Source organism: Kitasatospora sp. NPDC059812 (genome assembly GCF_042732075.1).
In the GTDB taxonomy this organism is placed as follows: Bacteria; Actinomycetota; Actinomycetes; order Streptomycetales; family Streptomycetaceae; genus Kitasatospora.
On record NZ_JBHWIO010000115.1, the window covers coordinates 1 to 25116 of the forward strand.

Here is a 25116-nt window from a genome sequence, read left to right on the forward strand (position 1 = left end):
TTTCCGCTCCGTTTCCGGCGCTTCGTTCATCCAACTCGCTGGTGTCTTCTGCGGCTTGACGCCCCGTCCGACGTTTCAAACTCTAGCCGATCCCCACTCCGAAAAGCGAATCGACCGCAATCCAATAAAACGAACACACCGATATACACACCGAGTCTCGCCCGCACATGGCAAGCCGACCCGGCCCGAACCGGGACGTGGTGTTTCGAAAGGATTGGCCGCCCCGGGACCGTCCGCGCCGATGCGTGTCCGGTGCTCCCTGCCGAGCGACTGGCTGACAGTACCCCTCCTCGGCGCCCGAAACAAATGCCCGGCCCGAGGCGCGCCCGTCGAGGTCTCGCACGGAACAACGGAGCAGACGTGCTCGACCTCGGCGGACGCAACCTCTACGAACGCGACGCGCAGGGTCAGCCGACGGCGCCGAGGATCGGCGCCCAGGCGGCACCGGTGAGTGCGGCCACCGCCTGCGGCTCGGAGAGCGGAGGAGCGGGACGGGTCGGCTTCGGCGTCTCGGCGCCGGTGCCGCCGCCGGTGCTGTTCCACTGCACCATCTGAAGCTGCGCGCCGGTCGACTTCAGGGTCACCGTCACCGTCCAGCGGCGGGCGGTGTCGGGACGGACCGGGTGCGCGGCCGCGTTCTGCTGGAACATCACCAGGGCCCCGCCGGGAATCTCGGCGCTGCTCGGCAGCTCGCTCATCTTGCAGGTGTCACCGTCCTTCTTGGGCTGCCACTCGCAGCTCAGCCCGTCGCCGTCCTTGAGCGGCAGTGGGAGCCGCACGGCCGAGACGCCGACGAAGGCGGCGCCGTGCCCGTCGTCGAGGACCAGTCCGCCGTTGGCGACGCGCCCGTTGGACGGGTCCGAGGGGTTGTTGCTCTGCCCGCTCTCCGCGCTGAACCGGCCCCCGGGGAACGTCGCCTCCAGGGCCTGGATCATCTGGGTGTCGGTGATCGCGGAACGCGGCATCGCCATCGCCACGATCCCGATGTCGGATCCTTCGGAGTGCATCCCGGTGAGCACGTCGGGGATCACCACACCGGCTGCCGCGATCACGGCGCAGGCGCCGACCCCGGCGATGACACCCGCCGTACGCCGACGCCGGCGGCTCCGCCCGCGCTCGACGGTTCCGCTCAGGAGCGCGGTGAGATCGGGTTCGAGGGAGTCGGTCGTGCGGTCCAGGGCGTGTGCGAGGTCTGCTTCGAACGGCATGCTGGCGTCACCTTTTCTGTCGCTGATGCTGATGGGGGCTTTGCGGCGGTGGACCTGGTCGCGCACCGGTGCTCAGTGCGCGACCAGGTCGGACAGGCTGTCGCCGAGCAACGCACGCAGCTTGCCGAGTGCCCGGGTGCCCTGGGAGCGGACCGCACTGCTGCTCAGCTTGAGCATCCGGGCGGTCTCCTCGATGCTGCAGTCCTCCCAGTAGCGCAGCAGCAGCACCGCCCGGTCGCGGGGCGGCAGTTGGCCGAGCGCGTCCAGCAGGGTGAGCCGCAGTGCGGTGTCCGGGCCCGCCGCCGCGCTGTCGGGCATGGTCCCGATGGGGCGCTCGCCGCTGCTCCGCCGACGCCGCAGGCTGAGGAAGGTGCGGACCAGGACCGTCTGGGCGTAGGCGGCCGGGTTGTCCGCCTTGGCCACCCGCTTCCAGTGCACGTACACCCGGCTGAGGGCTTCCTGGACCAGGTCCTCCGCCAGATACGTGTCGCCTGCGGCGAGGACGTACGCCGAGCGGTACAGCGCCTTCGCCCTCGCGGCCGCGAACTCCAGGTACTCATCCTCCTGTGCTGACTTCACTCGGTTCCCGCCTGTTCCCTTGTCCTGTGATCCCCGTGCATACCCCTCATGACTACGTAAGGCGTCAGCATGTCGCGCGGGCGAGGCACCTTCTTTTTTTCACCGGTCTTTTTTCACCGGTGCCGCGTCGACTGCCCTCCACGGACACCCGCGTCTCCCCGTGGCGGCCCCTGGACGGCCCGTGAACGGCCCCCGAACGGCCCCGGCCAGGGGTGATGCGGTCGGTATCATGCGCCCGGGGGTTCATTTGCAGGCAGAGGGGAACGGTCGGTGGGTGGGTTGCGGTTCACGGTGCTGGGACCGATACGGGGGTGGCGGGACGGCGGCGAGCTCGCACTCGGGTCGCCGCAGCAGCGGAACCTGCTGCTCTCGCTGCTGCTGAGGGCCAACCACCCCGTGTCGACCGGTCAGCTCGTCGACGACCTGTGGGGCGAGGAGCCGCCCGCCAAACCCATGGCCGTGATCCGGACGTACGTCCACCGGCTGCGCCGCGTCCTCGGGCCCGCCCCGCTGACCTCGCTCAGCGGGGGCTACCTGCTCACCGTGGATCCGGGGGAGCTGGACATCCACCGCTGCGAGGAGCTCGTCGCCACGGCGAAGGAGTTCAGCGGCGCCGGGGAGCACGCCCGCGCCGCCGCCGCGCTGCGCCTGGCGCTGGCCCTCTGGCAGGGCGAGCCGATGTCCGGGCTCTCCGGCCCCTATGCCGAGCGGCAGCGCGGCGAGTGGACCGAACGCCGGGTGACCGTCCTGGAGTCGTGTCTGGAGGCCGAGATCGAGGCCGGACCGTCCGGCGAGGCCGTCGCCGAACTGACCGCGGTCGCGGCCGAACACCCGCTCAGGGAACGGTTCTCCGAGCTGCTGATGCTCGCCCTCTACCGGTCCGGGCGGCAGGCCGAGGCCCTGAGCGTGTACCGCGAGACGGACCGGCGGCTGCGGGCGCAGCTCGGCGTCGCCGCCGGGCCCGGTCTGCGCGAGTTGCAGCGCCGGATCCTGGTGGCCGACACCGCCCTCGTGGCGCCCGCGCCGCCCCGGCCCGACACCGACACCACGGCCCGCCCGCCGTACCACGCGCCGATCCGGCCGACCCAGGTACCGGCCGACCTCGCCGACTTCACCGGCCGCGAGGCGCAGACCGAGGCGGTGCGGGCCGTCCTGCTCGCGCCCCGCACCGTGCCCGTGGCGACCGTGTCGGGCCTGGGCGGCATGGGAAAGACGGCCCTGGCCGTCCATGTCGCGCACGGGCTGGCCGCCGACTTCCCCGACGGCCAGCTCTACGTCGACCTGCACGGGGCCGACGGCCGCCCGACCCCGCCCGAGGAGGTGTTGGGCGCCTTCCTCCGCGCCCTCGGCGTGCCGGCGGAGGCGCTGCCCGCCGGGCTCGCCGAACGCTCCGCCCAGTTCCGCTCGCTGCTCTCCGGCCGACGCGTGCTGATGGTCCTCGACAACGCCCGGGACGCCGAGCAGATCAGGCCGCTGCTGCCCGGCCGGCCCGGTTGCGCCGTGCTCGTCACCAGCCGGGCCAGGCTCGGTTCACTTCCCAACGCGCACGTCGTCGAGCTGCCGGCCTTCGCCCCGGAGGAGGCCCTCGACCTGCTCGGCCAGGTGGTCGGCGGGCAACGGCTGCGGGCCGAGGCGGACACGGCCAGGGAGCTCGTGCGGCTCTGCGGCCACCTCCCGTTGGCCGTGCGCATCCTCGCCGCCCGCCTCTCCTGCCGGCCGGGCTGGACCATGGCCCGGCTGCTCGACAAGCTGTCCGAGAATCGTCGCCGGCTGGACGTGCTGCGCACCGAGGACCTCGCCGTCGAGTCGGCGTTCCGCTTCGGCTACGACCAGCTGACGCCCGACCAGGCCCGCGCCTTCTGTCTGTTGGCGGTGCCGGACGTGCCCGACCTGTCGCCGGGCGCGGTCGCGGCGGTGCTCGACCTGCCCGAGCACGAGGCCGAGGAACTGGCCGAGTCGCTGGTCGACTGCTCGATGCTGGAGACCGCGCCACCGGACCGCTACCGGTACCACGACCTGCTGCGCGCCTTCGCCCAGCGGCTCGTCCCGGAGACGGCAGCCGACGTCGAGGCTGCCGGCACGGGCTCGGCTCCGGAGGCGGACCGCCCGGCCGCCGTCCTCACCCGTCTGGTGATCCGCCAGCACGCCGAGACCGTCGCGGCCCTCGGCCCGGCCGCCACCCGCGCGGCCCTGACCGGCTCCGGCGCACCGTACGCCCCCGACTGCCGCACGGTGGCCCGCGGTCGCGGCGAGTACCACGGCATCGGCGCTCTGGTCGGCCAGTACGCCGGGCTCCCCCAGCCGCCCCGGCTCGATCTGGCGGCCGAACTGCTGCTCGGGGGAAGCCTGTTGTGCGAGACCGGCCAGGCCGCCCGGCCGCTGGGGCACGCGGCCAAGGTCCTGCTCCAGGCCGCCGTCCGGCAGGGCGACCGGACGGCCGAGGTCAGGGCCCGGCTGGTGCTCGGCCGGCTGCTGACCGAGGTCGGCTCCGAGCCCGCGGCCCTCGGCGAGCTGCTCAGGTCCCGCGACCTGTGCATCGCCCACAACCTGCCGGGGCCGCTGCTCGCCCTGGCCCACACCTCGCTGGCCGCCTTGTTCGTCCAGGTCGGCCGGCCGGGCGACGCGGTCGACGGCTTCGCGGCGGCGATCGCGGTCTGGGAGCGGCTCGGCGACCGGCGCTCGGTGGCGGGCGAACTGCTCAACCTGGCCGGTGCGTTCACCGAGCTCGGCCGGCCCGAGGCGGCGGTCCGCGTCGTCGACCAGTCACTGCTGATCTGCCACCAGCTCGCCGACCACGAGCTCCAGGCGCTCGCCCTCGACTCGTTGGGGACGATCGCCCACGATCGCGGCGAGTTCGAGCAGGCTCTGAGCCACCACCGCGGCGCCCTCGCCCTGCTGCGGCCGGACGACCGGCGCCGGACGGGCCGCACGCTCCTGCGGCTCACCGAGTCGCTGCGAGCCGTCGGCCGCGGCGACGAGGCGGTGGAGGCGGCCGGCCGGGCGGTCGAGGTGCTGACGCTCGACGGCGACCGCCGGGGGCGGGGGCTGGCCCTGGCGGCGCTCGGTGACGCGCTCGCCGACCGCGGCGCCGCCGAGGACGCGGCCCGGGCGTGCCGGTCGGAGGCCTACGACATCCTGGCCTCCATCGGCTCCCCCGAAGCCGACCGGCTGCGCGCCCTGATCGGCCTCGGCGGAACCGCCGACCGTCCCCGCCGGCAGTGGCCGTCCTGGCTGCCGGCGTGATCCTCCCCTCGCCCCGGGGGTGTTCGGCTGCCGGCCGGACGGCTCAGGACAGCGCCCACACCTGGCTCTCCGCGTTGGAGCAGGCCGCCACCCTGACGTAGTTGGCGACTCCGTCGGACGTCAGGCAGCCCTTGGTGGTGCCGTTGACGATCTGGTAGCCGCCCCGGACCGGCACGAAGGACCAGAGCTGGTTGTCGTTGTACGGCGGGCTCGTCCAGATCTGCACGCGCCCGTCACCCGTGTCCAGGTCCAGCACCTTGGTGTAGTTGCTGGAGGCGTTGCGCAGGAAGTACTTCCCCTCGGACAGCTTTTCCAGCCGCCACACCTGGGCCGGCGTGCCGTTGACGGCGAAGGTGCCGACCCGGTTGCCGTTCTCGTCCGCGGAGTAGGAGTTGTCCAGCGCGCCGTTGACGCCGGTGATCTGTGCCTGGGAGGGCAGCTGCGGCTTCGGCTCCGGTGTGGGCGGCGTGGGCTGCGTCGACGTCGCGGACGGCGTGGGCGTGGGCGGTTCGTGGGAGGCGGGCGGGGACGGGACGGCGGAGGTCGGCGCGGGCGAGGCGGGGTTCTGGCTGGCGGTGGGCGCGGCGGAGGCCGAAGGGGACGCGGCGGGGGCCGGGTTCGGCGTACCGGGCCGGACGGGCGCGGTGGCGCCCTGGCCGCCGGTGGCCGTGGCGGAGGCGGGAGGGGACGCGGCGGAGCCCCGGGTGGGCGTACCGGGCCGAACGGGCACAGCGAGGTCCTGGCCGGCGACCGGCGCGGGTCCGGCGCCGGGCGTGGGACTCCCGCCCGCTTCCGGTCCGGTCGACGGCACCGGGGTCGTCGGCTCGGCGGGCTGTTGTCCGGCGGGTTGGCGGTCGGCTGCCACCGCCGCGGGAACGGCCGGGCCCGCGACGAGGCCGGCCACCGGGCCCGCGACGGCGGCGGCGTCCGGAGCGTCGTCCTCGTCGGACCGGATCACCGTCGCTCCGGAGGCCCCGACCACGCAGAGCAGCGACAGCGCCGTCACCCCGATCAGCCCGCGCAGGCGGAACCTGGCCCACCGTGCGCGTCCGGCGACCGGCCGGGACCCGACCGGGACCAACGCCGGCGCCGTCTCCTCGGCCGGTGCGAGGGCGTCCCGTACCGCCGCGGCCATCGTCGCCGCGTCGGGCCAGCGCTCGCCGGGCTCCTTGGCCATCGCCCGCTCGACCAGCGCCCACACCGGCGCGGGCACGTCCTCGGGAAGCGGCGGCACGGGCTCCGTCAGGTGCTTGAGGATCAGTTCGAGGGCGGTCTCCCCGTCGAAGGGGAGCTTGCCGGCGAGGCATTCGTAGAGGACGACGCCGAGTGCGTAGAGGTCCGCCGAGGCGGTGACCGTCCCGGTGGAGGCCTGTTCCGGCGCCTGGTAGGCGGCGGTGCCGAGCACCATGCCCGGTACGGTCAGCCGGGCGTCGCAGCCGGGCCGGGCGATGCCGAAGTCCGCGATCACCGTCCGGTCGCCGCGGACCATCAGGTTGGCCGGTTTGATGTCCCGGTGGACCACCCCGGACTCGTGCGCGGCCTCCAGCCCCTCCAGCACCTGGAGCGCCATCCGGAGGGTCTCCTCCACCGGCAGCGCGCCGCGGCGTTCCAGCTCGGCGCTCAGCGGTTCCCCGTCGATCAGCTCCATGACCAGGTAGCCGACCGAGGGCCGCCCGTCCACGGCGCTGTGCCCGTAGTCGTACACGCCGACGATGCCCGGGTGGCGCAGCTGCGCCATGACGCGGGCCTCGGCGTGGAAGCGTTCGGCGAAGCCGGATTCGTCCAGCAGGGCCGGCTTCACCACCTTGACCGCGACCCGGCGGCCCAGGACCTCGTCCTCGGCGAGCCACACGTCGCCCATCGACCCGCCGCCCAGCAGGTCTACCAGCCGGTAGCGGTCGGCGAGCACGGTGCCGCGCATGATACTCCCTGAATCAAGCCCGAGGACCGGAGCGAATCCGGAGACCGGCCCGGTTCCATGGGCGCACCTTGGTCCGGGGCGCCCTCCGAGGATCATGACACCGGCAAAACAACTACTGGCTTTCCATCATATGAATCACGGTCGACTCAAGCCATTCCCGCCCCATGACCCGCCCCACGCCCCCACGCCTCGACGGCCGGGTTGACGGCCGGGTGGGGCGCCGCAGCCGGCCGGGTGGGGTGGCAGGCACCCTCCCCCAGCCACGACCGGTCACCAGTCACCGGTCCACTCGAACGAACGCCGTCGTCGAGCCTTGCGGAAGCCGTCGGCCGGGAGGCGGCTCGTCCTCGGTCCCGGACAGCCGCGGAGCAGGCCGTCAAGGCTCCCCGAGCGCCGGGCCGACTTCTCGCGTCAAAGGTTCGTAGCAAAATTACCTGTCACTGGAATGCAGGTCACCGGGCCTTTTCGCATCGCGCCCCCGGACCGGCCGACCTAGCGTGGTTCGCGGCGCTCCTCCCCGACGTTCCTCGCCGCACGCGAGCCATGGGACTGAGCCGCAGATCCGCCCGAGCACAGCTTCGGCGGCACACGAACAGATGAATTCAGAAAGGCTCAACCATGGGCTTCAACCATGTCGACGCGGTGATGGCCGTTCCCGACAAGCCGAACCAGTTCTGGGTGTTCTCCAACACCGACTACCGGCGCGTCGAAATCACCGTGACGAGCAGCCACCCGTACCCGGACAAGCTCGTCAGCAAGGGCACCATCCGCGAGGACTGGCCCAGCCTGTCGGACTTCGCGAAGATCGACGCCGTCATGAAGGTCCCGGACGGCAGCAACGAGTACTGGGTCTTCTCCGGCGACCGGTTCGTGCGGATCAACGTCGCCAACGGGGAGCCGCACAAGGACACGAAGACCTACGGTCCGGCGCCGCTGAGCGAGTGGGAAGGCCTCACCAAGGGCTGACGGCCGCCTCGGGTGCCCGGACCGCACCTGGCCCGCCGCACCCAGCACTGGACGCCCGGCCGGGCCGACCCCGGCCGGGCGTCTCACGTACCCGTACGTGCCCCGAGCCGTCGACCCCTTCGTCGGCCCCATCTCCCCGCTCATGCACACCTGCTCCGATCGGAGACCTGCCCATGGGTCAGTTCGTCACAGACGTCAACGTCCTGGTCGCCTACGACGACCCGGTTCTACATCCGCCGTTCCACACGCCCACCGGGTGGGAGTGGATCGACGTCGATCTGAACAAGGGCGCACACGGCGCCTACCTGTACGTCGTCTTCGAACGGTCCACCGAGGGCCGGCCCGTCACCGGCATCCGCGTCCTCCAGGACGACGAGAAGCCGCCCGCCGGCTACCAGAAACTGCCGGTCGACCTCAACAGGGGAACCCCCGTGCACGACAAGGCCCTGTTCCTGGCCGCCACCCGCCAGGAAGGAGCAGGCCGGCCCATCGTCGACCTCACCGTCACGCACTGGAAGGACGGGTCGAAGGTGGTCCCTCCCAAGACGGGCTACACCCGCGTCGACACGGATCTCAACGAGGGCGCCAAGGGCGACTTCATCTACCTCGACTACCTCCGGGCCACCGAGAACGCACCCTCCGGTTCGCCCGCCACACCGGACCAGGAGCACGCGTGAACACTCCCCACTCCCCGCAGAGCGCTCCGTCGCTGCCGGACTCGCTACTGAAGGCCCTCAAGCGCAAACCCCGCCCCGGCGGTCTGAAGGCTGTCCGACACGTGGTCTTCCTGATGCAGGAGAACCGTTCCTTCGACCACTACTTCGGCAGCAACTTCCGAGGAGTGCGCGGGTACGAGGACCGCAACCTCGTCACGTTCCCCGGGACCGGCGGCCAGACCGTCCTCGACCAGCCCGACCCGGACCACCCGTCCAAGCCCCGCCGGCCCCGCCAACTCGGCCTGGACCAGGGTACGGCCGAGCCGAAGGCCCACGACTGGCCCACCGGCCACCAGGCGTGGAACAACGGCCGCTACGACCAGTGGATCGCGGCCAAGAATGCCGTCGCGATGGACTACTTCGACCAGCCGGAGGTCGTCGGCACCTACCGGGAACTGGCCGACCTGTTCACCGTGTGCGACGCCTACCACTGCTCGGTGATGAGCGAGACCACCTCGAACCGCAACTACCTCTTCAGCGGATTCGGCGGCTGGGAGCCCGACGGGTCGCGGGTCACCGGGTCGACCGCGCACGACCGCGAGGACCCCGGGAAGAGCTTGGACGAGGACCTACGGAAGCTGGGTTACAACTGGTCCAGCTACCCCGAGATCCTGGAGGTCAACAACGACCCCTTCGGCGCCGACGGGATCAGCTGGCGCGTCTACCAGGGCTGGGACAACTACTACGACAACAACCTGGACTTCCACGCCGAGTTCAAGCGGATCTTCCAGACCGTGCTGAAGAGCGCCAAGCTCAAGCACCTGAGCCTGTACGACTTCTACAAGCATCCGGGTCAAGTTCAGCAGACGGACGTGGAGGCACTCGCCAAGGCGGTCGCCGCCCTGCCGCCGGCCGACCGGAGCCTCTACGACCGCGGGCTCTTCCGCTGCCCGCCCCCGCCGGACTCGAAGCAGAACCCGAAGAACTACCGCGACTTCGTCTACGCGTTCGCCCAGGACGTGGCAGCCAAGAGGGTCCCCCGGGTCTCGTACCTGGTGCCCTCGGACGCGGACTCGGAGCACCCGGGCAAAGACGGTTCGGCCCCCATGACCGGCGAGGAGGTCGTCGCCCAGGTCCTGGACGTCATCGCCTCCGACGAGGACATGTGGGACTCCACCGTGCTGTTCATCAGCTACGACGAGAACGACGGCTTCTTCGACCACGTGCCGCCGCCGGTGCCCCCGCAGGGCGTCGACGACGAGTACGTCGACAAGGAGCCCATCGGCCTGGGCATGCGCGTACCGATGATCGTGGTCTCGCCGTGGACCGTGGGCGGCTACGTCAACTCCCAGGTCTTCGACCACACCTCACAAGTCCGCTTCCTGGAGGAGTGGTTGGGCGTACGGCAGCCCGCCATCAGCCGCTGGCGGCGCACCGTGGCCGGCAACCTCACCTCGGTCTTCGACTTCGACCGCACCGGCGACCCGCCGTCGCAACCCACCGACCCCACCCGGCGTCTGGCCCGCCCGCTGCCGTACCAGCCGGACGCCCACGGCACCCTGGACCGGAAACAGGACGTGTTCGTCCTCCAGCCGACCAACACCGGCGCCGCCTCCGTGCACCTGACCCTGTACGACAACGTCGGCACGTCCGGCAGCTACGACGCGCCTCGGCACTTCGACGTGCTCGGCACCACCACGCCCGCCACCAACGTGCCGGTGCACGAAGGGGGTTACGACTTCTACCTCACCGGCCCCAACGGGTTCCGCCGCGAGTTCGCGGGGACGGCCGCCGGGGCCGCAGCCGAAACCTCCGTGGCCACCGCCATCGCCGCCGCCGCGAAGCGCACCCTCACCCTGACGATCACGTCGCCGAGCGCCACGCCGCAGGCCGTCACCCTGGCACCCCGGCACTACAGCACCGCGAAGGCACTGACCGGGACCGTCGTCACGGGCAAACCCCTCGTCCTCGCCTGGGACACCGAGGACGCCGACGGCTGGTACGACCTGGACCTCGCGATCGCCGAGGACACGTCCTTCCGCCGCCGCCTCATGGGCCACGTCGAGAACGGCCACCCGAGCATCAGCGGCTGAACGGCGAAGAGGCCGGCGCCGGGGCGCGGCGCCGGCCTCTTCGGGTGTGGGGTGTTCTACCGACGGCCGCGGGCCGGTGCGGGGTTGAGCTTGGCGCTGAGCACCGACAGGAAGGTCGGGAGCCTGTCCACCGCGGTCTTGGGGACGGGGGTGACCTGGACGGTGTCCCGGACCACGTCCTGCACGACGAGCTTGTAGGTGCCGCCCTCCTCGACGAGTTCGGCGGCGTAGAGCAGTGTTTCTTCCACCAGGGGTCCCTCCGGTTGTCTGTCGTACGGCGGGTCAGGAGCCGTTGAGCCAGGCGTTCCACGCCTTGGTCGCCTGCTCCTCGTCCGCTCCCGCGGCGAACAGGTGGTGGCCCAGCCAGATCGGCCAGTTCCAGGAGCTGCCGTTGTAGAACCGGTACAGCGCGTCCGGGCCGCGCAGACCGATGAAGTCGGGGCTCAGGTAGTCCACGACCACCTCTTCCGGGCCGCCGTCCGCACCCGGGAGGTCGAGTGACAGCCGGGCGCCGACGGCCGTGTCGTCGGCGAGGCCGAGGCGCCGGCGCAGCGTGGCGAAGTCGGCGGGGTCGGCGGTCGGTCCGGGCCGGGCGGCCTTGACGTAGACGGCGGTGCGGTCGGCGAAGTGCGTCAGGTACTGGGCGAGGCTGTGCTGGTAGAGGTCGACGTGCTTCTCGGCCGCGTCCGCCCTGGTGTCCCAGCCGTCGTCGACGACGCCCTCGTGCACCCAGTGGATCCCCATCCGCAGGTGGCTCGACGTGCCGTCGGCCGCCTCGATGTGGTAGCTGAGGGTGTTCGAGAAGCCGCCGTCCCTGGTCGCCCGGACGGCGAAGTGGTGCGGCGGTTCCCAGGCCACGACGGTGCCGCCGCCGCGGGAGACCGTCCCGCCGACGTGCGGCTCGACCTCCATGGGGTACAGCCAGCTGAGGTTGCCGGCGCCGGTGGCGATCGCCTGCCAGACCTGGTCCGGTGCGGCGGGCAGGTCCTGTTCCCGGCGCACCTGGAACTCTCGGGCCATGGTCGGTTCTCCTTCGCAGTCGATGGTCTTGTCGTTCGGTGGTCTTGTCGTTCGACGGGGTTGTCGTTCGACGGGCTTGTCGTCCGACGAGGTTGTCGTTCAGTAGGTGAGCGGCAGTGCGCACAGGTGCCGTTGCAGCGGGTTGGGCCGCCAGTCGAGGACCGTCCCGTCGGCGAGCCCGAGGCGGGGGAGCCTGCGGACCAGGGTGCCGACCGCCAGTTCGGTCTGGAGCTTGGCGAGCGGTCCGCCGAGGCAGAAGTGCGGGCCCGTGCCGAAGGTCAGGTGCCGGTTGCGGGTGCGCGCCAGGTCGAGTCGGTCGGGGTCCTCGAAGCGGTCCTCGTCGCGGTTGGCCGCGCTGAGGAACAGGTACACCAGCTCGCCCTCGCGCAGCGTCCGCCCGCCGATCTCGACGTCCTGCGCGACGACCCGGACGATCGCCTGGGTCGGCGTGTCGTAGCGGGCCAGCTCCTCGACGGCGGTGCGGATCAGCGCCGGGTCCTCGCGCAGCAGGGCCAGCTGGTCGGGGTGGCGCAGCAGGGCGAGGGCGCCGTTGCCGATCAGGTTGGCGGTGGTCTCGTCCCCGGCGGTGATGAGGACGAAGCAGGTGGACAGCAGTTCGGAGTCGGTGAGCCGGTCGTCCGTGGCCTGGGTGGTGACCAGGGCGCTGATCAGGTCGTCGCCCGGATCCTCGCGGCGCTGCCGGATGAGCCGGGACAGGTACTCCTCGTACTGGTCGACGGCGGCCTCGGCCTGCTCGATGTCGGCGGTCAGGTTGCCGATCCGGCGGAACCAGGTCTTGACTTCGGGGCGGTCCTCGGGCGGGATGCCGAACAGCTCGCAGGCGACGGCCAGGGGCAGCGGGGAGGCGACCGCCTCGATGAAGTCCATGGCGGGCCCCTGGGCCACGGCTCGGTCGATCAGGTCGTCGACGACCGTCTGGATGCCGTCCCGCAGGGCCTCGACCCGCCGGGCGGTGAACGCCCGGTTGACGAGCTTGCGCAGCCGGGCGTGGTCCGGCGGGTCGGTGTTGGTCATCACCCGGCCGAGCCGGTCGGTGAGCCGGCTCAGGGCCTTCAGGTTGCCGCCCAGGCCGCTGAGGGCCCGGGTCATCCGGTCCCGGTCGTTCGACAGGCGCAGGTCGCTCAGGGCGGCGTCGATGTCGGCGTACCGGGTGAGGTACCAGATGCCCTGGTCGCTGCGGTGGACCGGGCTCTCGCGCCGCATGCGGGCGTAGAACGGGTACGGGTCGCGGCGGGCCTCGGGCGTGTACAGGGCCGCGGCGAGGTCGCCGGGCCCGGCCGGGCCCGCGGTGGCACGGGCCTCGGCCGGGGCGTCGGTGCCGAGGGTGTCGGTGGAGGTCACGTCGGCCGCGCTACTGCCGGGCGTCCATGGCGACGGCGAGGCTCCTGGGCCGCATGTCGGTCCAGGACTGCTCGACGTACTCCAGGCAGGCGGTGTGGCTGTCGGGGCCGTGGGCGACGGTCCAGCCCTCGGGGACGTCGGCGAACTGCGGCCACAGCGAGTGCTGGTTCTCCTGGTTGACGAGCACGAGGAAGGTGGCGTCCTGGTCGTCGAACGGGTTGGTCATGGGTCAGTCCTCCTGGTGGGAACGGGCGGTGTCGCCGGTGACCTCGGCGAGGCGGGCGGCCACGATCGGTCCGATCTGGGCCAGCGAGCCCGGCTGGGTCATCCGGTCGTGGCGGGTGGTGATGTCGTGCGAGTCGATCCGACCGGTGACGTACGGGCGCCAGGTGCCGGCGCCGGCCGAGTCCTCGGTGCGGTCGATCGTGGAGTTGAACAGCAGCAGGTCCCCCTCGAACCGGCCAGGGGCATGGGCGACCGCCAGCTCGGCGTTGTTGATCATGATCCGGACGACGGCCTCGATGCGCCGTTCGTCCAGGTGCGCCAGGGCGCTGCCCCGGCGGCGGAGGATTTCGGCGACCTCGGCGTAGGACAGCGGCCCCTCGCCCAGTTCGGCGGGGTCGCAGTCGAGGATGCCGACGAGCACGTCCCGCTCGGTGGGCACGGCGGAGTCGTCGAGCACCACGTCCTTGACCGGGTAGGCGTCGAGGGTCGCCAGCAGTTCGGTGCGCTCGCCGCGGGCCTGGAGCTCGCAGGCGATCGCGTGGGCGATCAGCCCGCCGGCGGACCAGCCGAGCAGCCGGTAGGGGCCGTCGGCCTGGACCTTGCGGATCTGGTCGGCGTAGTCGGCCGCCATCTCCTCGTACGACGTCGGCAGGGTCTCGGCGTGCGCGAGGCCGCGTGCCTGGATCGCGTACACCGGGTACTCCGGGCCGATGTGGTTCAGCAGACCGGAGTAGGACCAGCTGATGCCGCCGCCGGGGTGGATGCAGAACAGCGGCGGGCGGGTGCCGGTGGACCGCAGGGGCAGCACCACGTCGAAGGCGTCCTCGGCGTCGTCCATGGCCAGCCGGCTGGTCAGACCGGCCACGGTGGGGGCCTCGAACAGGGTGCGCAGGCCCACCGGGACGCCCAGCGTCTCGCGGATGCGCGAGACCAGGCGGGCGGCCAGCAGCGAGTGCCCCCCGAGGTCGAAGAAGCTGTCGTCGAGGTGGACCTGCTCCCGGCCGAGGATCTCGGCGAACAGGGAGCACAGCAGCTGCTCCTGCGGGGTGCGCGGGCCGCGGCCGGCGCCCGTCGCCCCGGACTCGGGTGCGGGCAGCGCGGCCCGGTCCAGCTTGCCGTTGGCGGTCAGCGGCAGCGCGTCGAGGGTGACGAAGGCCGACGGCACCATGTACTCGGGCAGTTCGCGGCCGAGCCGGCGGGCGAGGCCGTCCGGCGCGGGCGCGCCCTCGGCGGCGGGCACCAGGTAGGCGACCAGGCGCTTGTCGCCCGGCCGGTCCTCGCGGGCGACGACGGCCGCCTGGGCCACGCCCGGGCAGGCGGCGAGGAGTGCCTCGACCTCGCCGGGCTCGATCCGGAACCCGCGCAGCTTGACCTGCTCGTCGGCGCGGCCGACGAACTCCAAGGTGCCGTCGGCCTGCCACCTGACCAGGTCACCCGTACGGTACATCCGCTGCCCTTCGGGCCCGTACGGGTTCGCGACGAACCGCTCCGCGGTCAGGCCGGGCCGGGCCGGGTAGCCCCGGGCCACGCCCGCCCCGGCGAGGTACAGCTCGCCGGCCACGCCCGGCGGCACCGGTCGCAGCCCCGCGTCGAGCACGTAGACCCGCATGTTCGCCATCGGCCGGCCGAGCGGAAGGGCGCGGGCGAGGTCGGGCGGTGTGCCCAGGGCTTGGGACATCGCGAAGGTGGTGGTCTCGGTCGGCCCGTAGACGTGGACCACCGCGGTCCCCGGGCACGCCCCCATCACCCTGGCGACCGCAGCCGGCGACACCACGTCGCCGCCCGTCCACACCTCGCGCACCCCCGTGAAGCAGTCCGGCTGCTGCTCGGCCACCAGGTGGAACAGCCCGACCGTCAGGAACAGCCCCGTGACGTCGTGCCGGCTGATGGTCCGCGCCAGCGTGCCGACCTCCAGCTGGCCGGCCGGCGCGACGACGACCCGACCGCCACCGAGCAGCGGCGTCCACATCTCGTAGGTCGAGGCGTCGAAGGCGGTCGGGGAGTGCATCAGGACGCGCCGGTGACTGCCGTTCGCCCAGCAGGGGTCCAACGCCAGGCTCGCGACGTCCCGGTGGGTCACCCCGATGCCCTTCGGCCGTCCCGTCGAACCGGAGGTGTACATCACGTACGCCAACTGCCGGGGATCACACGGGATCTGCGGATCGGAGTCATCGGGCTCGGCCTGGCTCAGCGCGGTCAGCACGTCCTCGGTGAGCACCAGGGCCGCGCCGGTCTCCCGGAGGATCAGGTCGATCCGGGAGGACGGGAACCGCGGATCGAGCGGGACGTACGCGCCGCCGGCCTTGACGATCGCCAGGACCGCGACGACGACGTCCGCCGAGCGCTCCAGCAGCACCGCGACCGGGGTCTCCGACCGCACGCCCTGGCCGATCAGGGCCCGGGCCAGGCGGTTGGCCCGCCTGTCGAGCTCGCGGTAGGTCAGTTCGGCGTCGTCCGCGACGACCGCGACCGCGTCCGGCGTGGCCCGCACCCGGCGGGCGAACAGCTCCGGCAGGGCGGCCTCGGGCAGTTCGGCGTCGGTCCGGTTGAACTCGACCAGCAGTTCGCGGCGTTCCTCGCCGGACAGCAGGTCGAGCCGGCCGATCGGCTGGTCCGGCTCGGCGGCGGCCGCGCGCAGCAGCCGCACCCAGCGGGCGAACAGCAGCTCCACGGTGGCCGGGTCGAACAGGTCGGTGGCGTACTCGACCGCGCCGAGCACGCCGGCCGGGCTGCCGTCCGGACCGTACTGCTCGGCCAGGCTGACGGTCAGGTCGACGCGGGCGGTGCCGGTGGGGGCCTCCAGGTGGGCGGTCTCCAGGCCCGGCAGGGTGAACTCCCCCGCCGGTGCGTTCTGCAGGCCGAGCATGACCTGGAACAGCGGGTGGTGGGCCAGCGACCGGGTGGGGTTGACGGCCTCGACCAGGTACTCGAACGGCACGTCCTGGTGGGCGTAGGCGGCCAGCGCCTTCTGCCGCACCCGGCCGACGAGTTCGGCGAAGCCCGGGTCGCCGCCGGTGTCGGTGCGCAGCACCAGCGTGTTGACGAAGAACCCGACGAGGTCGTCCAGCGCCTGGTCGGTGCGCCCGGCGATGGGGCTGCCGATCGGGATGTCGGTGCCGGCTCCGAGCCGGGTGAGCAGGGCGGCGAGGCCGGCCTGGAGCACCATGAACATGCTGGCGCCGTGCGCGGTGGCCAGATCCCGCAGGTCCTGGTGCAGGTCCGCGTCGAACCGGACCTCGATCCGGCCGCCGCGCTGGGAGGCCTCAGCCGGCCGGGGCCGGTCCGCGGGCAGTCGCACTTGGTCCGGCAGGCCCGCCAACTCCTGCTTCCAGTAGCCGAGTTGCCGGGCGAACAGGCTGCCCTGGTCGGCGGCCTCGCCGAGCAGGTCGCGCTGCCACAGGGTGTAGTCGGCGTACTGGACCGACAGCGGGGACCACTGCGGTGCCCCGCCCTGGCAGCGTGCCGCGTAGGCGGTGGCCAGGTCCCGGGAGAGCGGGCCCATCGACCAGCCGTCGGCGGCGATGTGGTGCACCACGACCAGCAGGACGTGCCGCCCGGGGGCGAGCGCGTACAGCTCCGCCCGGATCGGCGGCTCGGCGGCCAGGTCGAAGCCGCGCCGGGCCGCCTCGGCGAGCCGTTCGGCCAGCCGGCTCTCGTCGAGCTCGACCACCGGCAGCGGCGGGTGCGCCTCGTCCGCGCCCAGCACCTGCTGGTGGGGCGCCCCGTCCGCCTCCCGCAGGACGGTGCGCAGGCTCTCGTGCCGGGCGACCACGTCCGCCAGCGCTGCCGCCAGCGCCTCCCGGTCGAGGTCGCCGGTCAGCCGCAGGGCGAGCGGCATGTTGTAGGTGGCGCTCGGCCCGTCCATGCGGTGCAGGAACCACAGGCGGCGCTGGGCGAAGGACAGCGGGAGCCGCTCGGGGCGCGGGCGGGCGGTCAGCGCGGGCCGCTCGGTGACGGACCCGTCGAGGCGGCCCGCCAGGGCGGCCACGGTCGGGTGCTCGAACAGCGTCCGGATCTCCAGTTCGGCGCCGAGGACGGCCCGGACCCTGGAGGCCAGGCGGGTCGCCAGCAGCGAGTGGCCGCCGAGGTCGAAGAAGCTGTCCTCGACACCGACGTGGGGCAGGCCGAGCACGTCGGCGAAGAGTTCGGCGAGCAGCTGCTCCTGCGGGGTGCGCGGCGCCCGACCGCCGGCGGCCGCCCCGAGGTCGGGGGCGGGCAGCGCGCGGCGGTCGAGCTTTCCGTTGGCGGTCAGCGGCAGCGCGTCCAGCACCACGAACGCCGACGGCACCAGGTAGTCGGGCAGTCGGGCGCCCAGCCAGCCCCGGAGTTCGGCGGCCAGGGCCGGGGCGCCGAGCTTTCCCGCCGGGCGGTTGGTGAGCGCGGACAGCGCCGCGCCCGCGCCCCGGGTGGGTCGGTAGGCCTCGGCCGGGGCGTCGCCGGGTGCGCCGTCGGGTGCGCCGCCGAAGAGCACGTCCAGGGCGTCCGGGCCGGTGGCCGACCAGGTGACGGACACCCGGCGGCCGAGCGCGTCCCCGAGGGCGTGGAAGTCCTCGGGATCGGGCGCCGCGTCCTCCTGCGGGGCGCGCAGCCGCTCCAGCAGCGGCCCGAGCGGGAGGTCCTCCTCCTGCACGGCCCGGGCCAGGGCCGCCTCGCGGACCACGCGGCGGTTGGGTGCCCCGGTGATCCGGACCGGGCGGCCGTCGTGCCGCCCGAGGAGCTCGCACAGCTCCGGCAGGGCGGCCACGTCCCGGCCCCAGCGGAGTTCGACCGGCTCGTCGCCCTGCGCCGGGGTGGCGGGCTGCTTGCGCAGGGTGACGTCGTAGCGGTAGCGGGTCAGCTCGTTGTGGTGGCGGCCCCGCTTGACCTCCACGGTCACCGCGCCGACGTCCGTGCCGTTCTCCCGCAGGGCGGTGAAGAAGTCCGGGTCGACCAGGAGCTCCTTCTCCACCAGCAGGGACTGCTCCACCGCACGACGCACGGCGGGCAGGTCGGCGCCGTCGGCGGCCCGGTGCAGTTGGACGGCGGTGGCCAGCGGGCGCAGCAGTCGCAGGTTGCGGACGTCGCCGACGAAGAGCGCGCCGCCGGGGGTGAGCAGTCGCATCAGTTTCCCGATGACGTCGGCGAGGTAGTCGGCGGAGGGGAAGTACTGCACCACCGAGTTGATGACGATGGTGTCGAAGTGCCCGGCGGGCAGGCCGTCGGTGTCGTGTGCCGGGCGGGTGTGCAGGACGACGCGGTCGGCCAGCTGCTCCTGCCGGGCGATCTGGGTGGCCAGCGCGTCGATCGCGGTGGCGGAGAAGTCGGTCGCCCAGTAGGTCTCGCAGTGCGGTGCGATCTGCGAGAGGAGCAGACCGGTGCCGACGCCGATCTCCAGCACCCGGCGGGGGCGCAGGGCCAGGATGCGGGCCACGGTGGCGTCGCGCCATTCCCGCATCTGCTCGACGGGGATCGGGCTCGCGTCGTAACTGCTGTTCCAGCCGACGAAGTTCTGGCCGAAGGCGGTTTCCTCGGGGGTGATGGGCAGGGCGTCGTAGATGTCCCGCCACTCGCCCACGTGGTCGGCTTCGCGGCTGTCGTCGCGGCCGGTGTCCCGGCGTGGGACGACGTAGCCGATGAGCCGGTCGTCCTGGGCGAGGACGGCGGCCCGGGCGACGGCGGGGTGCTCGGCCAGGGCCGTCTCGATCTCGCCGGGTTCGATCCGGAAGCCGCGCACCTTCACCTGGTCGTCGGCGCGGCCGACGTACTCCAACTGCCCGTCGCCCAGCCAGCGCACCACGTCCCCGGTGCGGTACATGCGGCTCCCGTCCGCCTCGAACGGGCAGGCGACGAAGCGCCCGGCCGTCAGGGCCGGCCGGTTCAGGTAGCCGCGCGCCAGGCCCGCGCCGGCGACGTACAGCTCGCCGGGCACGCCGGGCGGCACCGGCCGCAGCCGCTCGTCCAGCACGTACACCCGCGCGTTGGCGATCGGCCGCCCGATCGGCGGCACGCCCGCCCCCGGGGACAGCGGGTCGCTCATCGTCGCGCACACCGTCGTCTCCGTCGGGCCGTACGCGTTGACCATCCGCCGCCCGGGCGCCCAGCGCGCCACCAGCTCCGGCGGGCAGGCCTCGCCCGCCACCACCAGGGTCGACACCGTCACCGCGCCCTCCGACAGGGCCGCCAGGACGGACGGGGGCACGGTCACGTGGGTCACCGCGAGCCCCGGGTCCGTCAGCGCGGCGACCGGCTCCGCCGCCGGAGGCAGCACCAGGGCCGCACCGCACAGCAGGGCGGTGAAGATCTCCGACACCGAGGCGTCGAAGCTCGGCGAGGCGAACTGCAGCACCCGACTGTCGGAGTCGATCGCGAACCGCTCGATCTGGGCGGCCACCAGACTGGCCACGCCGCCGTGGGCAACCACGACACCCTTGGGGCGCCCGGTCGAACCCGAGGTATAGATCACGTAGGCCGGATGCCGGACATCGAGAGCGACCACGGGATCCGTGTCCGGCGACTCGGAGGCCTCGGCGGCCTCGGAGGCCTTGGCCACCAGCGCCGGATCATCGACCACCAGCGCCGGGCGGGCGTCCTCCAGCATGTACGCGATCCGTGACTGCGGGTACGCCGGATCCACCGGCAGATACGCCGCCCCAGCCTTCAGGACACCCAGGACCGCCACCACCGACTCCACCGAACGCGGCAGCGCCACCGCCACGACCTGCTCCGGCCCGACCCCACGGGCGATCAGCGCATGCGCGAACCGGTTCGCCCGGGAGTTCAGCTCGCGGTACGTCAGCTCGGCACCACCGGACACCAGGGCGAGCGCGTCCGGCGTCGCCGCCACCTGCGCCGCGAACGCCTGCGGCACCGGCACGGCGCCCACCTCGCGGGCGGTCGCGTTGCCCCGCTCCAGCAGCCGAATCCGCTCGTCGGAGTCGAGGAGGTCGATCCCCCCGATCGCCAGGTCCGGATCGGCGGTGACCGCCTCCAGCAGGAGCGTCCAGCGCCGCACGAGGGCGGCGACCGTGTCCCGGTCGAACAGGTCAGTGGCGTACTCGACCACGCCGACGATCCCGTCCGGGCTGCCGTCGGGGCCGAACCGCTCGCTCAGGTTGAAGCCGAGGTCGAACTTGGCCGTCCCGGTCGGCACGGCGAAGGCGGACACCTGGAGGCCGGGCAGCGTGAACTCGCCCATCGGCGCGTTCTGCACGGCGAGGATCGTCTGGAACAGCGGGTGGTGCGCGAGCGAGCGGGACGGGTTCAGCACCTCCACCAGGTGCTCGAACGGCACGTCCTGGTGGGCGTAGGCGGCGAGCGCGGTCTCCCGCACCCGCTCCAGCAGTTCGCCGAAGGTCGGGTCGCCGCTCGTGTCGGTGCGCAGCACCAGCGTGTTGACGAAGAACCCGACCAGCTCGTCCAGCGCCTCGTCGGTGCGGCCCGCGATCGGGCTGCCGATCGGGATGTCCGTCCCCGCGCCGAGCCGGGTGTAGAGCGCCGCCAGGCCCGCCTGGAGCACCATGAACAGACTGCTCCCGGACCGCCGGGCCAACTCGGCCAGCCCCGCGTGCAGTTCGGGGGTCAGCTCAAGGCCGAAGGCGGCGCCCCGGTAGCCGGCGACGGCCGGCCGGGGCCGGTCGGCGGGCAGCGGGATCCGCTCCGGAAGGCGGTCCAACTGCTTGGTCCAGTAGCGGAGTTGTCCGGCGAACCGGCTGTCCGGGTCCTCCGGGTCGCCGAGCAGCTCGCGCTGCCAGAGCGTGTAGTCGGCGTACTGCACCGGCAGGGCGTCCCGGTCCGGCTCGCGGCCCTGGCAGCGGGCGGCGTAGGCCTCGGCGAGGTCGCGGGCGAGCGGGCCGGTGGACCAGCCGTCACCGGCGATGTGGTGCATGACCAGCAGCAGCACGTGCTCGTCCGGCGCGAGCGCGAACAGCTCGGCGCGCAGCGGCGGTTCCACCGCGAGGTCGAACGGGAGCCGCGCCGCGTGGGCGAGCCGTTGCGGCAGCTCGTCCTCCCGGGCCTCGGTCACCCGCACCCGGGGCCGGGCCGCCCCGGGGTCGAGGACCCGCTGGCACGGTACGGCGTCGAGCTCCGGGAAGACCGTCCGCAGGCTCTCGTGCCGGGCGACGACCTCGGCCAGCGCGTCCTCCAACGCCTTGCGGTCCAGCGTTCCGGTCAGCCGCAGCGCCAGCGGGATGTGGTAGGCCGCGGCGGCTCCGTCCATCCGGTGCAGGAACCACAGGCGGCGCTGCGCGAACGACAGCGGTACCGTCTGCGGCCGCTCGTACGGCGCCAGTGCGGGCCGGGCCCGGTCGGCCTCGGTGAGCCGTGCCGCCAGGCCGGCCACCGTCGGCGCCTCGAAGAGCGCGCGCAGCCCGACCTCGGCTCCGAGGGCCGAACGGACGCGGGAGACCAGTCGGGTGGCCAGCAGCGAGTGCCCGCCCAGGTCGAAGAAGTCGTCGTCGACCCCGACCTGCGCCCGGCCCAGCACCTCGGCGAACAGCTCGCAGAGGATCTGCTCCTGCGGCGTGCGCGGCTCCCGGCCGACCTCGGCCGAGCCGAGGTCGGGAGCGGGCAGCGCGGCGCGGTCGAGCTTGCCGTTGGGCGTCAGCGGCAGCACGTCCAGCACCGTGAACACGGCCGGCACCAGGTAGTCCGGCAGCCGCTCGCGCAGGTACGACGCCAGTTCCGCCGGGCGAGCGTCGGCGCCGGGGCGCGGGGCCACGTAGCCGACGAGCCGGTCGCCGTCGGCGAGGACGGCGGCCTGGGCGACCCCGGGATGCTCGGCCAGGGCGGCCTCGATCTCGCCGAGTTCGACGCGGAAGCCGCGCACCTTCACCTGTTGGTCGGCGCGGCCGACGTACTCCAACTCGCCGTCGGCCCGGCGGCGCACCACGTCACCGGTGCGGTACATCCGGCCGCCCGCCTCGAACGGGCAGGCGACGAAGCGCCCGGCCGTCAGGCCCGGCCGGTTCAGGTAGCCGCGCGCCAGCCCCGGCCCCGCGACGTACAACTCCCCCGCGACGCCCGGCGGCACCAGGCGCAGCCGCTCGTCCAGCACGTACACCCGGAAGCCCGCGACCGCTCGGCCGATCGGCGGCACGCCAGTGCCCGCCGCCAGCGGGGCGCTCATCGTCGCGCACACCGTCGTCTCCGTCGGGCCGTACGCGTTGACCATCCGACGCCCCGGCGCCCACCGCGCCACCAGCTCCGGCGGGCACGCCTCACCCGCCACCACCAAGGTGCCAGCCGTGACATCGGTGCTGTCCACCGCCGCCAGGGCCGAGGGCGGCAGGGTCACATGGGTGACGTCGAGCCGGCGGTCCGTCAGGGCCTCCAGCGGGGCCCCGGACGGGGCGAGCACGAGGGCGGCACCGGTCAGCAGGGCGCTGCACAGGTCCCAGAACGACGCGTCGAAGCTGGGCGAGGCGAACTGGAGGACCCGGCTGCCCGGCTCCAGGCCGAGCCGCTCGACCTGCGCCGCCACCAGACCCGACACCCCGCCGTGGGCGACCACGACGCCCTTGGGGCGGCCGGTCGAACCCGAGGTGTAGATCACGTACGCCGGATGCCGGACATCGAGCGCGACCACCGGATCACTGTCCGGCCAGGCAGACACCGCAGACACCTCGGACGCCTTGGCCACCAGCACCGGATCGTCGACCACCAACGCCGGGCACGCGTCCTCCAGCATGTACGCGATCCGCGACGCCGGGTACGACGGGTCGACCGGCAGATACGCGGCACCCGCCTTCAGCACACCCAGGACCGCCACCACCGACTCCACCGAACGCGGCAGCGCCACCGCCACGACCTGCTCCGGACCGACCCCGCGCGCGATCAGCGCATGCGCGAACCGGTTCGCCCGGGAGTTCAGCTCGCGGTACGTCAGCTCGACACCGCCGGACACCAGGGCCGGCGCGTCCGGCGTCGCCGCCACCTGCGCCGCGAACGCCTCCGGCAGGCTCACCCCGGCCGCCCGTGGCTCGACGGCGGGCAGCAGCTCGCGGCGCTCCTCGGCGGACAGCAGGTCGATCGCACCGATCGGCCGGTCCGGATCGGCGGCGACCGCGGCCAGCAGCCTGGCCCAGCGGGCGACCAGGGCCTCGACCGTCCCCCGGTCGAAGAGGTCGGTGCTGTACTCGACCGCACCGGTCAGCCCGGCCGGCGTGCCGTCGGGCCCGCGGTTCTCCGCGAGGCCGAAGGTCAGGTCGACCCGCGAGGTCCCGGTCGGCACCGGTACCCCGGAGACCGTCAGCCCGGGCAGCTCGAAGTCGCCCATCGGCGCGTTCTGCAGGGCCAGTACGGTCTGGAAGAGCGGGTGGAGCGACATCGACCGCGCCGGGTTCAGCGCCTCCACCAGGTGCTCGAACGGCACGTCCTGGTGCGCGAAGGCCGACAGCGTCGTCTCCCGTACCCGGCCCAGCAGTTCGAGGAAGCTCGGGTCGCCGCTCGTGTCGGTGCGCAGCACCAGCGCGTTGACGAAGAAGCCGACCAGGTCGTCCAGCGCCTCGTCGGTGCGCCCCGCGATCGGGCTGCCGATCGGGATGTCCGTCCCCGCGCCCAGCCGCGTGTACAGCGCCGCCAGGCCCGCCTGGAGCACCATGAACAGACTGCTCCCGGACCGCCGGGCCAACTCGGCCAGCCCCGCGTGCAGTTCGGCGGGCAGCCGGATGTCCAGCAGGTCGCCGCCGTAGGTCATGACCGCCGGCCGGGGCCGGTCGACGGGCAGCGCGAGCTGCTCGGGAAGCCCGGCGAGCGCTTGGCTCCAGTAGCCGACCTGGCGGGCGAACGCGCTGTCCGCGTCGGACTCCTCGCCGAGGATCTCGTGCTGCCACACGGTGTAGTCCGCGTAGCTCACCGGCAGCGGCGCCCAGCCCGGGGCGTCGCCGCGCCGGCGGGCGGTGTACGCGGTCGCGAGGTCGCGGGAGAGCGGGCTCATCGACCAGCCGTCGCCGGCGATGTGGTGCAGGACGACCAGCAGGACGTGCTCGTCCGGGGCGAGCGTGAACAGCTGCGCCCGGACGGGCAGGTCCGCCGTCAGGTCGAAGGCGCGCACCGCCGCCTCGCTCAGCAGCCCCGGCAGCTCCGACTCGCCGGCCCGGCGCACCGGGATCCGGATGGTGGCCTCCGCCGCGCTCAGCACGCGCTGGCGCGGGACGCCCTCGGTGTGCGGGAACACCGTACGCAGGCTCTCGTGCCGCGCCACCACGTCCGTCAGCGCTGCTCCCAGCGCCTCCTGGTCGAGGTCGCCGGTCAGCCGCAGTGCCAGCGGCATGTGGTAGGTCGCGCTGGGCGCCCCGAACTGGTGCAGGAACCACAGGCGGCGCTGTGCGAAGGACAGCGGCAGCGGTTCCCGGCGCGGCCGGGGCACCAGCGCCTGCCGCGCGGTGGCGGCGTCGTGCAGCCCGGCCGCGAGCCCGGCCGGTGTCGGCGTCCGGAACAGGCGACGCAGCTCCAGTTCGACCCCGAGGGTCGCCCGGACCCGGGAGACCAGTCGGGTGGCCAGCAGCGAGTGCCCGCCGAGGTCGAAGAAGTCGTCGTCGACACCGACCTGGCCCCGGCCCAGCACCTCCGCGAACAGCTCGCACAGGATCTGCTCCTGCGGCGTCCGCGCCGCCCGACCGAACCCGACCGACCCCGCCTCCGGCGCCGGCAGCGCCGCCCGGTCCAACTTCCCGTTCGGGGTCAACGGCAGCGCCGCCAACACCACGAACACCGACGGCACCAGGTAGTCCGGCAGTCGCTCGCGCAGGTACGACGCCAGCACCGGCGCGGTCGCCCCTCGCCCGGCCACGGGGACGACGTACGCGACGATCCGGTCCTCCCGGGCGAGCACCGCGACCTGGGCGACGCCTGGGTGCGCGGTC

At 73.3% G+C, this 25116-nt stretch carries 12 protein-coding genes; 4 read left to right on the top strand and 8 right to left on the bottom strand.

The features are described from left to right. Nucleotides 1-407: 407 nt before the first annotated feature. Entirely contained in the window at nucleotides 408-1208 is an 801-nt protein-coding gene (locus ACFV6D_RS35325) for a hypothetical protein (protein WP_380343681.1), read from the bottom strand. A 72-nt stretch (nucleotides 1209-1280) separates the two neighbouring features. Then, nucleotides 1281-1787, bottom strand: a complete 507-nt coding sequence (locus ACFV6D_RS35330) for a SigE family RNA polymerase sigma factor (protein ID WP_380427663.1) — start codon at nucleotides 1785-1787, stop codon at nucleotides 1281-1283. Between the two features lie 291 nt (nucleotides 1788-2078). Here ACFV6D_RS35330 and ACFV6D_RS35335 point away from each other — a divergent pair, with 291 nt between their 5' ends. After that, nucleotides 2079-5030: a BTAD domain-containing putative transcriptional regulator gene (locus ACFV6D_RS35335; protein WP_380562849.1), complete on the top strand. Its 2952-nt coding sequence runs from the start codon at nucleotides 2079-2081 to the stop codon at nucleotides 5028-5030. 43 nt (nucleotides 5031-5073) lie between these two features. Here ACFV6D_RS35335 and ACFV6D_RS35340 read toward each other — a convergent pair whose 3' ends face one another. Next, nucleotides 5074-6951 (bottom strand): protein kinase, encoded by a 1878-nt coding sequence (locus ACFV6D_RS35340; protein ID WP_380427667.1) that lies wholly within the window; start codon nucleotides 6949-6951, stop codon nucleotides 5074-5076. A gap of 618 nt (nucleotides 6952-7569) precedes the next feature. Between ACFV6D_RS35340 and ACFV6D_RS35345 the strand changes: the two genes are divergently transcribed. From ACFV6D_RS35345 to ACFV6D_RS35355, 3 genes are all read left to right on the top strand, one after another. Then, on the top strand, nucleotides 7570-7917 hold the full coding sequence (locus ACFV6D_RS35345) for a hypothetical protein (protein ID WP_380378519.1): 348 nt from the start codon (nucleotides 7570-7572) through the stop codon (nucleotides 7915-7917). 173 nt (nucleotides 7918-8090) lie between these two features. Beyond that, nucleotides 8091-8594 (top strand): hypothetical protein, encoded by a 504-nt coding sequence (locus ACFV6D_RS35350; RefSeq protein WP_380562851.1) that lies wholly within the window; start codon nucleotides 8091-8093, stop codon nucleotides 8592-8594. Continuing rightward, a complete protein-coding gene (locus ACFV6D_RS35355) occupies nucleotides 8591-10666 on the top strand; it encodes an alkaline phosphatase family protein (protein ID WP_380562853.1) in 2076 nt (691 codons plus the stop codon). Before ACFV6D_RS35350 ends, ACFV6D_RS35355 begins: the two co-directional genes overlap by 4 nt. A gap of 56 nt (nucleotides 10667-10722) precedes the next feature. Here ACFV6D_RS35355 and ACFV6D_RS35360 read toward each other — a convergent pair whose 3' ends face one another. The 5 genes from ACFV6D_RS35360 to ACFV6D_RS35380 all read right to left on the bottom strand — a co-directional run. Then, on the bottom strand, nucleotides 10723-10914 hold the full coding sequence (locus ACFV6D_RS35360; RefSeq protein ID WP_244293816.1) for a hypothetical protein: 192 nt from the start codon (nucleotides 10912-10914) through the stop codon (nucleotides 10723-10725). A 34-nt stretch (nucleotides 10915-10948) separates the two neighbouring features. Next, complete coding sequence (locus ACFV6D_RS35365; RefSeq protein ID WP_380562855.1) at nucleotides 10949-11686, bottom strand: SRPBCC domain-containing protein; 738 nt, start codon at nucleotides 11684-11686, stop codon at nucleotides 10949-10951. Between the two features lie 99 nt (nucleotides 11687-11785). After that, nucleotides 11786-13048: a cytochrome P450 gene (locus ACFV6D_RS35370; protein ID WP_380562857.1), complete on the bottom strand. Its 1263-nt coding sequence runs from the start codon at nucleotides 13046-13048 to the stop codon at nucleotides 11786-11788. 10 nt (nucleotides 13049-13058) lie between these two features. After that, nucleotides 13059-13274, bottom strand: a complete 216-nt coding sequence (locus ACFV6D_RS35375) for an MbtH family protein (RefSeq protein WP_331744577.1) — start codon at nucleotides 13272-13274, stop codon at nucleotides 13059-13061. A gap of 3 nt (nucleotides 13275-13277) precedes the next feature. Further along, nucleotides 13278-25116: amino acid adenylation domain-containing protein (locus ACFV6D_RS35380; protein ID WP_380562859.1), on the bottom strand; the 11839-nt coding region annotated here is incomplete at its 5' end.